Source organism: Actinomycetota bacterium, assembly GCA_028698215.1.
In the GTDB taxonomy this organism is placed as follows: Bacteria; Actinomycetota; Humimicrobiia; order Humimicrobiales; family Humimicrobiaceae; genus Halolacustris.
Map to the genome: position 1 here is coordinate 1 of JAQVDY010000041.1, position 9,582 is coordinate 9,582.

Genomic DNA, 9,582 nt, shown 5'->3' on the forward strand with positions numbered 1-9,582 from the left:
ACCCTGTCTAAACTCTGGACTATGCATACCCAGGTCTGGCCCCGGTTAAATTGAACCGGATTGCCGTCACTGCCATGGAATTGGAAAGGACTATATATATCACTTCTGCCCCAGGTACCCTCCATTACCTGCCCATCCATAAAATAAAAGGCTTTTCCATCCTGATGGCTTCCAGTAGTCCTGATAACCATATGGCCGGCACTGCTTACCGGTCCCTCTATATCTGTAATCAGTACCACTACATTATTTAAGCTTAACTGCTCCCCCGTCTCGTAATCGGTGTGGGGCTCTTGCGCCAGGAATTTAAGGTATTGGTTAGAATCAATATCGTAAACAAATTGTGCCTGGTATTGGTCATGGGAAAAGTCTACCGTAACCTGATCTATTTCTCCCCTTTCCTGATAGGGGGCATCCACTTTAAACTGCATAGGAGACTGCCCTCCCTGCAGGGAATACCCGTAGAGCTGGGCATCTTCCTTTATGCCATAGGTATCAATAAATGCAGTATGCTCCAAAGCATTGCTCCGGGTAGGTTCCCTCCACCCGGCCGTAGTATGGTTTACATAGGCGGTACTATTAGCATCCAGAACATCCATGTCCATTGTCTTTATGGCATCATAAGCCTCAGGGTAAGTGCCCCAGAAAGTATATATGGGGTCAAAACTCCTGGCTATCTCCGCAAAGTAAATCCTGGCACTCCTTACCGGCCCTATTATTTCTGCATCATATGAAGAAAAGAGGGTAACAAATCTAGTAACCCCTGCTTCAGCCACAGCTTCAAATACAATATCAGCCTTTATTAAACCGGAATGGGGCCTGGCCTGGGGACTGTTCTGCACCATGATAGCCAATGGCCTGCTGTTCTGGACAGTGCCAGAAAGCTCCAGTCCGCTTAACATATTAATATTGGTGCTAATTTGTTCCTCTTCTACCTCCGGCCCAGTTTCCTCCACTGTTTCTTCTTCCGGTTCTGTTTCTTCTTTTACTTCTTCCTGTCCAGGCTCTTCTTGTCCTTGCTCAGGTTCGGCCCTGCAGCTTAGCAGGGGCATGGTTACCGACAGGGCCAGTACCAGGGTTAGGGCTAGAAACATTATGTAAATAGAATTTTTTTTATTTGTTTTCAATGGCTGCTCTCCGCATCTATTATTTTTAATTTCTGTAATTATAAGGGTAACCGGCCAATATTTAAAATATAAAATTTAAATAGCTGGTTCCTGAAAAGCTCCCTATTATTGATGCTAAAATAAACTCTCCTTTTTTATACTAAAAATTAAATTCAGCCCAATATTTTTATTTTACCCTTAAAGCAATATAATGATGTTAGGGATTAGCCTAAAAGGCATGCTTCAGCCTATGCTAAGGCCGTACCGGCTAAGCATTGCAGGCTTTTATTAAAAACTTTAAAGGAATAGGGCATGGAGAAAAAAGAGTCTAATAAACTAATATATGTATCCCTTATATTAGGTATATGCTTGATAATAGCCGCGCTGATAGCCTCCTATACTTTTTACAGGGTGAGGCTCCCCCAAGATACGCTGGCGGTTACCGGATCGGTGAGGGAACAAGTAACTTCTGACCTGGCCAAATGGACTTCAAGTTTTACCCGTACAGTTTTAACCGAAGATCTAAAATCAGGATATGATATGATGCAGCATGACCGGGAACTGGTAATAAATTTCTTTGAAGAAAATGGTTTCAGCGAGCAGGAAATCGATATTTCACCAGTGTTTATGGAACAGCTTTATCTCTATGATCCCAATGTCCCCAAGGAGAATGTTCTGAGGCAAGTGGTAACCATACAGTCCAATGATGTTGACAAGATCACCTATATGGCAAAAAATAATCAGCAGCTTATTGATGCCGGCGTTATATTTAATACCCAGTCTTTGGAATATTACTATACCAAACTGCCGGATTTGCGCATTTCCCTAATCCCTGATGCTATAAATGATGCTAAACTAAGGGCCCAGAAAATTGCTGAAGGAAGCGGTAAAAAGATTGGCGTTATAAAATCGGCAAACCTGGGGGTAGTGCAGGTACTGCCAGTTAATTCCACTGATGTATCGGATTGGGGCACTTATGATACCTCTACTATTGAAAAAGAAGTAATGATACCGGTAACCGTTATTTTTACTATTAACTAAAGAAGTCAGTGTCTGGTCTTGTATGATTTTTTAGCTGCGGGGGCAGCCTTGTAGTAACCAGCAAATTCTAGGGAGCCCAGGTAAGGGTTATGCTTTTGGTTTCAGTACCCGCAGTATTGGTAGCGGTAACTACCAGGGTATAGCTTTGACCCAGTCCCAGGTTTATTTGTGCTATATTCCGCCCCCAGGCCCCACTGCTGTCGTCCCTGCTAAACCGTATAGCGGGATAAGGGTCTCCTGAAGCTATGGCCCTTACCCGGTAATAACATAATTGGCCTTCTGAAACCACCACCGGCCCCTCATACGCTACCAGGCTTAAGGTGGGAAAACCCTCTTCGTCTTCGGGTTCATCTTCGGTTGTTGGCAGCAAATCAGGCTCGCTGTCTGCAATTTGGTTATCTTTTTCATCTTCTTCGGTGATGCTGGCCTGGCTAATCTCATCAGTTTTCCGGGTGGTGCTTTCAGGGGAAACTTCCGGAGCAGATTCTTCTTCAGAATTATCATTTACTGGTTCAGGAAATTCTGCTTGTACCGCTGGCGGGGTGGTATCAGGATTGCGTGATTCATAGATAACTATCAAAAACAAAGAAATCAGTATGACTATAACTAAAATTGAAGTAAAGTTTCTTTTCATATTTATTTATTCTTTTATTTAAAGCCCAATATAGAATTTAGGTCCACTAGTTACCTTTAGCAATGATAAGGCAGATTATATATTATACAGGGGCAATTTACAAAGCTTGCGGCGAATTAAGAATAATAAAAATTTAAGATACTTACTATAAAAAGCTGCCCATATATAAACCAGCCCCTGCCACCAATAAGCTATTTATATTAAGCTAGAAACAGGAAAGCCCTCTGGCTGTGACTATAACCGGTTTCTTAAACCAAATATTTCAATAAGTGCAGCTATATTAATATAGCTGCACTTATGGTTGCCTAAATGAAAACAAATATGATTTACAGTTTAAATTACCCTTATATGTATTCTACCCTTATATGTATGCTGTCAAAATGATAAGCCAGGGTATCCTGTTCCCCATTTCCGTTGGAAGATGGGTGTGACCAGTATAATTTTAACTGGAATCGGTTACTGCCGGCATCAATTTTGCTTTGCAGGGCGTTTTTTAGATTGTCTTCACCATAATTTATGTCAGTAGTTGAATTGGGGAGCTGGACCAGCAAAGAAGCAGGAATGTTCCTGTCTGCTACTTCCAGGGTGCCGTAATCCAGGGTTCCGACCCTTAGAAACCCAAAAGAGGTTACGTTTCCTATAACAGGCATTGCCGTCATTTCTAGCGATGCTGACTGTACCTCTTTACCGGCAAGGCTGGAGATATCGAAACTAATATAGCCGCTTATGCTTTCATTATCACTGGTGTCGCCAGCAATTACAGAAGAGGCAAACCTGGCTGCGGTTACCTGATAAATACTTCCCGACTGGCTTACTTCTACTTCCAACGAAGCTTCAGTAGGCCCCTCTTCTACAGGTTCAGCTTCTTCTTCCGGCAATGGCTCCTCTTCCGGCTCCTCTTCCGGCTCTGGTTCTTCAGCTGTAACTTCCGGCTCAGTTTCTGCTAGTGTTGTCTCTGCCTGGCTTTCCGTACTTTCTTGGGCTGCTGGTAAAGCAGGCTCCTTTTCATATTCTCCCATTAAGTAGATGGTAACTGTAGCTGTTCCCCTGGGGTTGGCAGCGGTGGCAGTAAGCTCATAAGAACTTCCCGCCTTTACTGCTACTTCTACCCGGTCCTTAGCCAGCAGCCTGACCTGGTCATCCTCAGAAAAGGTAATCTCTGGCTCAGGAGTACCGCTGGCCATGGCCTCTACCCGGTAGAAAACCATATCTTCAGATTCTACATAATCAGGCCCGTCATATATTTCCAGCTCAATTAGGGGAGCTTCCCCCACCAGGCTGCACTGGCAGGATACGGTAAGTAAAAGGATAGTAAAACATAAGGCAGGGATTAGCGAAAATTTTAATTTACGCATAATAGCCTCACTTTTGGCCTAAAGGAGTGATATATTTTAATTATATACCTAATTAAGCAATTAATATAAAAATTTTTTCCTGTTTTTACGGTAAGCCAGGGGTCAGGGCCTGGTTACATAAGCCAAACCAGTTAAACTGCCTAACCCCAAAAATTTCGCTTATCCTTAGGCTAATCAGCCAGAAAGCTAAAAAACCCTCGACTGCCTTTTATGATAGCATTATTTTTTTAAATTATATGTTGATTCTTTAAAAAGCCGGGCCTGGTTTATGTTATAATTTTACACAGTAAATTAATCATGAATAATATTACCAAAAGGCGGGGTCCTATGAGTGAAAAAAATATAGATTTTTTAAGCGGGGAAAAAAGCGATGCCCAGCTGGCAGAAATTATTAATCAAAACGGCTGGAGCTTATCATTATCTGAGGCCAAGGAAGCCCAGAAAAGGGCTGGAAAAATTTTAAGCACCACTGAATTGGGAATATTGGATTCCCTGTGGTCGGAACACTGCTCCTACAAGCACACCAAAAAAACCTTAAAGACTTTAATCAACAATAATAGTTATGTGCTGGCTACTGAAAAAAGCGAGGCGGGAGCAGTAGCCATACCGGGAACCGATTATGTGGTAGTGTTTAAAATCGAGTCCCACAACCACCCCACCCAGGAAAACCCTTATGATGGCGCCGCTACAGGAATAGGGGGAGTGGTAAGGGATATATTTGCCATGGGGGCCAAGGTTTACGGCTGCGGTGTTTCACTAAGGACCGGGCCTTTAAGCGGGCAGCACTCCCAATTCATATTAGACCAGGGAACGAAAGGAGCAGCCAATTACTGTAAAGTAATAGGGGTTCCGCTGATAGATTTAGATACTGATTTCAATGAGTATTTTAAAGACAACTGCCTGGCCAATGTTTCAGCCATAGGGGTAGTTCGAAAAGATGAACTGATGCCCAATGTAGCCTCCAGGGATTCAGCCGGCTATAATTTAATTTATTTGGGCAAGGAAACCAGGGGTGCTGCTGCCGGCGGGGCATCCAGCGCTTCCAAGTCCAGGGAAGAGGGCAAACAGCTGTATGAAGTTGAATTTGGTTCCCAGCCTGAACTGGAAAGGGATACCATAACCGTATTGGATCAGCTGAAGCAAACCTTGAAAAAAGAAGGGCTGTTTGATTTGGTATCCATGAAAGATATGGGGGCAGCCGGGCTTACCTGCTCTACTTCCGAGCAGGTTCCGGACGGTTACGGGGTAATAATATATACGGACCAGGTCCCATCCCCGGCAGGCATCAGCGCTTATGAACTGGCCGTGGGGGAAGACCAGGAGAGAAACATGATAATAGCTCCTCCGGGAAAAGCCACTGACCTGGTGCTGGAGGCTTTTCGAAGAAACCGGGACTTTATAGGCAGCGGGGGGAAAGTGGCCATAGTAGGCCAGGTAATAGCTGAAGACAAATTTATAATGAAAGACAGTAAAAGCGGAGAAATTTTCTGCGATATCCCCAACAGCCTGATCACCCATTCTCCCCAATACGATCCTGAAACCAGGCCTCCGGCAGTTACCCCGGTAGAAGAATTTAAGGTAGAAGAGCCGGAAAGCCTAAAGGATTTAGTACTGCGTGTTTTAAGTTCGGATAATGTTTATTTTAAAAAAGGTGCTTACCAAGCCTATATCGACCAAAATTATTTGGTAACCAAGCCGGCAGAAACAGATGTAGCAGTTATGGCTCCCCTGCGGGATGAACAGGTAGATGACCGGCATAAACAGAAAGGGATTGCTTTGGTATTTGGAGGAAAGTCAATACATGGAAGAAACGGCACCCCCTTGGAGCAGGCATACCTGTCAGTACTGCAAGCCCGGCTGAAACTGGCATTGGCCGGTTTGACACCTTTGGCGGTTACTGACGGCTGCAATTACGCCAACCCGGATAAACCTGAAGATTTCCATAGTTTTACCGAAGGAATCAAAGGATTAAATGAAGCCTGTAAAATACCTATCTATAATACGGAAGAGCCCTTGGCGGTGGTATCGGGAAATGTTTCCCTAAACAATACCTTTACTACTGAGAAAAAAGAAATAAAGGCTATTGACCCCTCTATGATTCCGGGTGTTTTTGGGTATATAGACCATTACAGCAAGACAGTTACCAACGGCCTAAAAACACATAATGCCCCTATTTACCTGTTGGGAGAGATAAAACACCAATTTAAAGGTTCGGAATATGCCCAGCTAAGCAAACAGCTGGGGAAAAACCTGCCAAATCTATCCCCTAGCCAGGCAGCCGGATTGGAACATGCCGCCATAAAGGGGGCAGAAAAAGGGTATTGGGAAAGCGCCAAGCTCATAGGTAAGGGGGGTATGGCAGCAGCCCTGGCTGATATGATCATAAAAGGTAGAGACAAAACCGGGGCCAGGATAGATATAGGTGCTATTTTTAGCCTGGATAGAATTGATTATCTGCTGCTTAGCGAGTCATTGGCAGCATTGGTAGTAGCCAAGCCGGGAAAAGGGGAAGAAATTAAAGAACTTTGTGCCCAATACCAGGTAAAAATTACAGAGATAGGCACTACCACCCCTGACGGTAATTTAAGTTTCTTTAAAAGCGGCCAGCCCGTGCTGGACATACACTATGATGAACTGGCCGCAGCATATATTAAGGACTAAAAATATTTATAGGACTTACAGGAGCTGGAAGCAATGGTTGGAAATGATAAAAGAATAAAACTGGATGAGCTTAGCCTGGAAGGGAAGGTTTCTTTAATAACAGGAGGGACCAGCGGCATAGGGCTGGCCATAGCCCAGGCCTTTGCCCTACACCATTCCCAGGTTATTATATGCGGAACCAGCCAGCCTAAAGCAGGCCGGGCCTTAAAAAAAGTCCCCCAGGCTAAATTCTATGCCTGTGATACGGGCATACACCAGCAGGTAAAGGATACCTGTATGCAGGTAATGGATAAATGGGGCAAGGTAGACATACTGGTAATAAATGCAGCCACAGAATTCAACGAAGAAATAAAGGAAATAAAAATTGAAAACTGGCACCGGGTAATGGAAGTTAACCTCTCCGGCGCCTTTTATTTTATAAAATACCTGATTGGCCCCATGATGGAACAGAAGAAGGGAAATATAATTGTAATTTCTTCGGTAGCTTCCATTACAGGCTCAGGAGGAGGCATGCACTACTCAGCCTCAAAAGCAGGGCTAAAAGGCATTGTAAACCGCATAAACTACGAACTGCTGCCCCAGGGTATTAGGGCAAACCTTATCAGCCCCGGTGTAATTGATACCCCTATGCTAAGGAAAAAATACCCGGATGAGCCCCAAACCAATGTCCGGCTCAGCTCCCAGGTACCCTTGGGCCGAATAGGTAAACCAAAAGATATAGCTAACCTGGCCCTGTTTCTAGCTTCTGATATGTCTGCCTATATCTGCGGCGCAGATATAATAGTGGATGGGGGCAGGACCCTTTACAGAAGGCCTCCCGGCTCCTATATAGGAAGCCGGGACACCCAATGATTTAATAAACTTTCTTCCTGATCAGCTGCACAATAATACCGAGTGCCAATACCGCCATACCCACAATGGCGGCAATTTCTACCGCCAGATCGGGCATAGAGGTATCTGCCATCCTTTTTAGCAGTATACCCAGGAAAGCCCATACCGCTACCAGGGCGTAAAAGATATCGTGATTTTTAAAAAGGGCAATAAGGTTAATGATAATACCTACTGCTATAACCAGTACTGTCCAGAACTGCGGGCTTAGTCCAAAACCGTTCCAGCCCAGATCCACCAGAAAAGCACTGACATTGGCGATGGTAGCAATAGTTATCCATCCCAGGTAGAAGCTGAAAGCCATATGGACCAAATATTTTTCACCATTAGAGGCATCAGAACGGCCGATTCTTAACCTGCTGTACAGGGCAATAAGGGTAACCAGAAGAAGCACCATTATAATCAGGGACACCCATACCAGCTGATAATGCCAGGAAAAGATCCAGCCTATGTTAAAGGCAGAAGACAGTATAAACAGTATTCCTATTTTCCTAAACAAGCCTTCCCCGCTGGCTTTAAATGAAACTACCAGCTGGTAGATTATAAATAAGGCCAGCAGGGCATATATCAGCCCCCATATGGAAAAGGTGAGCCCTGAGGGCACAAACAGGTTGGGGTACATATCTGATATTTGCCCTGTATTAAGGTTGTTTATGGGCAGGATATTGGCTAAGGCATTAACCGCCACCATACCCAGGAAAAAAACCAGGTTAAGAAATGCAAGTGCTATATTGCTTGCCTTTTTGCTCATTTTATCTTCCTTTCTATTAACAGTCCCCTTTAGTCATGAGGCTGATGATAAATCAAACTATTACCTTACATCTACCGCTACCGGCAGGTGATCCGAAGCCCGGCTGTAGATTACTTCCAGTCCGGATGCTTCTAGATCCGGGGTGGCCCATATATAATCAATACGGCGGTATGGAGGATAGTGTACCCAGGTAAGCTGATCCTGCTTTCCCAGCTGCAGCTGCACATCCACCAGCCCGGCTTCTTTCATCATTTCTATCTCGGGATCCCCGGTTTCGGCATTAAAGTCACCGGCAATCAAAGTGCGGTCACGGCCTCCCCAGCCTTCTATAACCTGCTGTACTTGCTCTTCCCTTATATGGCCTTCATCAGCTATATGGTGGATATGGGTAACCATCACCCTTATATTTTCCACTGCTCCGGTATCTATTTCTGCCAAAAGGTAGCTCCTTCTCAACGGTGCCCCCAGCCGGGGCAGAAATCCGCTGGATAGCAGCTTTACAGGATATTTGCTTAGCAGGGCATTGCCCCACACCGCATCTGAAGCAGGCATAAACAGGTAATCCATGCCCAGCCGGCGGGCCAGCCAGTACAGGTCATCTGCACCACCGTTTATTACCCAGCCCCGGGATACCTCCTGCAGGGCTACCACTTCGGCCCCGCTGCCTTCAATCACCCTGGCTATAGCTTCCAAATCCAGGAAACCATCTATGTTAAATCCCTGGTGCAGGTTGTAGTCCATAACCCTGACCGTATCTTTCTGCCGGTGGTAGTTAGTGCCTGTATTTAAAAAACCGGATACCATTAACGGCACCAGTAGCAGTATCAGCAGTAAATACCAGGGAACCACCGCCAGCCTGACCGGTTTACCGCTCCAGGGCAGGACTGCTGAGGCCAGGCCTCCCGCTGCCACCAAAAGGGCAGCAAAAAGGGCCACTGCCCAAGGGTCAAAAGGCAATACCAAATCATAGCTGCTGTAATAGATGAAAGCCAAGATAGCCATCAGCAGGCCTCCCAGCCCTGCTGAAGCCACATAAGGCCAGTAAAGGTTATGCTGCCTTTCCTGGCCCATACCTTTGATAAAGGCAGCCGATATAAGCCACAGGCAGGCAATATTTCCTAAGGCCGCCTGGACCACATACAGCCAAGC

At 45.2% G+C, this 9,582-nt stretch carries 8 protein-coding genes; 3 read left to right on the top strand and 5 right to left on the bottom strand.

Annotated elements, in window-relative coordinates; all coding sequences use genetic code 11:
* On the bottom strand, positions 1–1,124 hold a 1,124-nt coding region (locus tag PHN32_08585), incomplete at its 3' end, for a DUF3048 domain-containing protein (GenBank protein MDD3777645.1).
* A 291-nt stretch (positions 1,125–1,415) separates the two neighbouring features.
* Between PHN32_08585 and PHN32_08590 the strand changes: the two genes are divergently transcribed.
* Entirely contained in the window at positions 1,416–2,144 is a 729-nt protein-coding gene (locus PHN32_08590; GenBank protein ID MDD3777646.1) for an SIMPL domain-containing protein, read from the top strand.
* A gap of 67 nt (positions 2,145–2,211) precedes the next feature.
* Here PHN32_08590 and PHN32_08595 read toward each other — a convergent pair whose 3' ends face one another.
* Positions 2,212–2,778 (bottom strand): hypothetical protein, encoded by a 567-nt coding sequence (locus PHN32_08595; GenBank protein ID MDD3777647.1) that lies wholly within the window; start codon positions 2,776–2,778, stop codon positions 2,212–2,214.
* Between the two features lie 344 nt (positions 2,779–3,122).
* Positions 3,123–4,133 (bottom strand): hypothetical protein, encoded by a 1,011-nt coding sequence (locus PHN32_08600; GenBank protein MDD3777648.1) that lies wholly within the window; start codon positions 4,131–4,133, stop codon positions 3,123–3,125.
* Positions 4,134–4,460: 327 nt separating this feature from the next.
* Here PHN32_08600 and PHN32_08605 point away from each other — a divergent pair, with 327 nt between their 5' ends.
* Positions 4,461–6,794, top strand: a complete 2,334-nt coding sequence (locus tag PHN32_08605) for an AIR synthase-related protein (GenBank protein MDD3777649.1) — start codon at positions 4,461–4,463, stop codon at positions 6,792–6,794.
* A gap of 33 nt (positions 6,795–6,827) precedes the next feature.
* The gene (locus PHN32_08610) at positions 6,828–7,646 is read left to right on the top strand and encodes an SDR family NAD(P)-dependent oxidoreductase (protein ID MDD3777650.1); all 819 of its coding nucleotides are present in this window, start codon (positions 6,828–6,830) and stop codon (positions 7,644–7,646) included.
* A gap of 1 nt (position 7,647) precedes the next feature.
* Here PHN32_08610 and PHN32_08615 read toward each other — a convergent pair whose 3' ends face one another.
* Both PHN32_08615 and PHN32_08620 read right to left on the bottom strand, forming a co-directional pair.
* Positions 7,648–8,433, bottom strand: coding sequence for a hypothetical protein (locus PHN32_08615; protein ID MDD3777651.1), 786 nt, complete (start codon positions 8,431–8,433; stop codon positions 7,648–7,650).
* 60 nt (positions 8,434–8,493) lie between these two features.
* Positions 8,494–9,582 (bottom strand): endonuclease/exonuclease/phosphatase family protein (locus PHN32_08620; GenBank protein ID MDD3777652.1); only part of this gene is annotated, 1,089 nt, incomplete at its 5' end.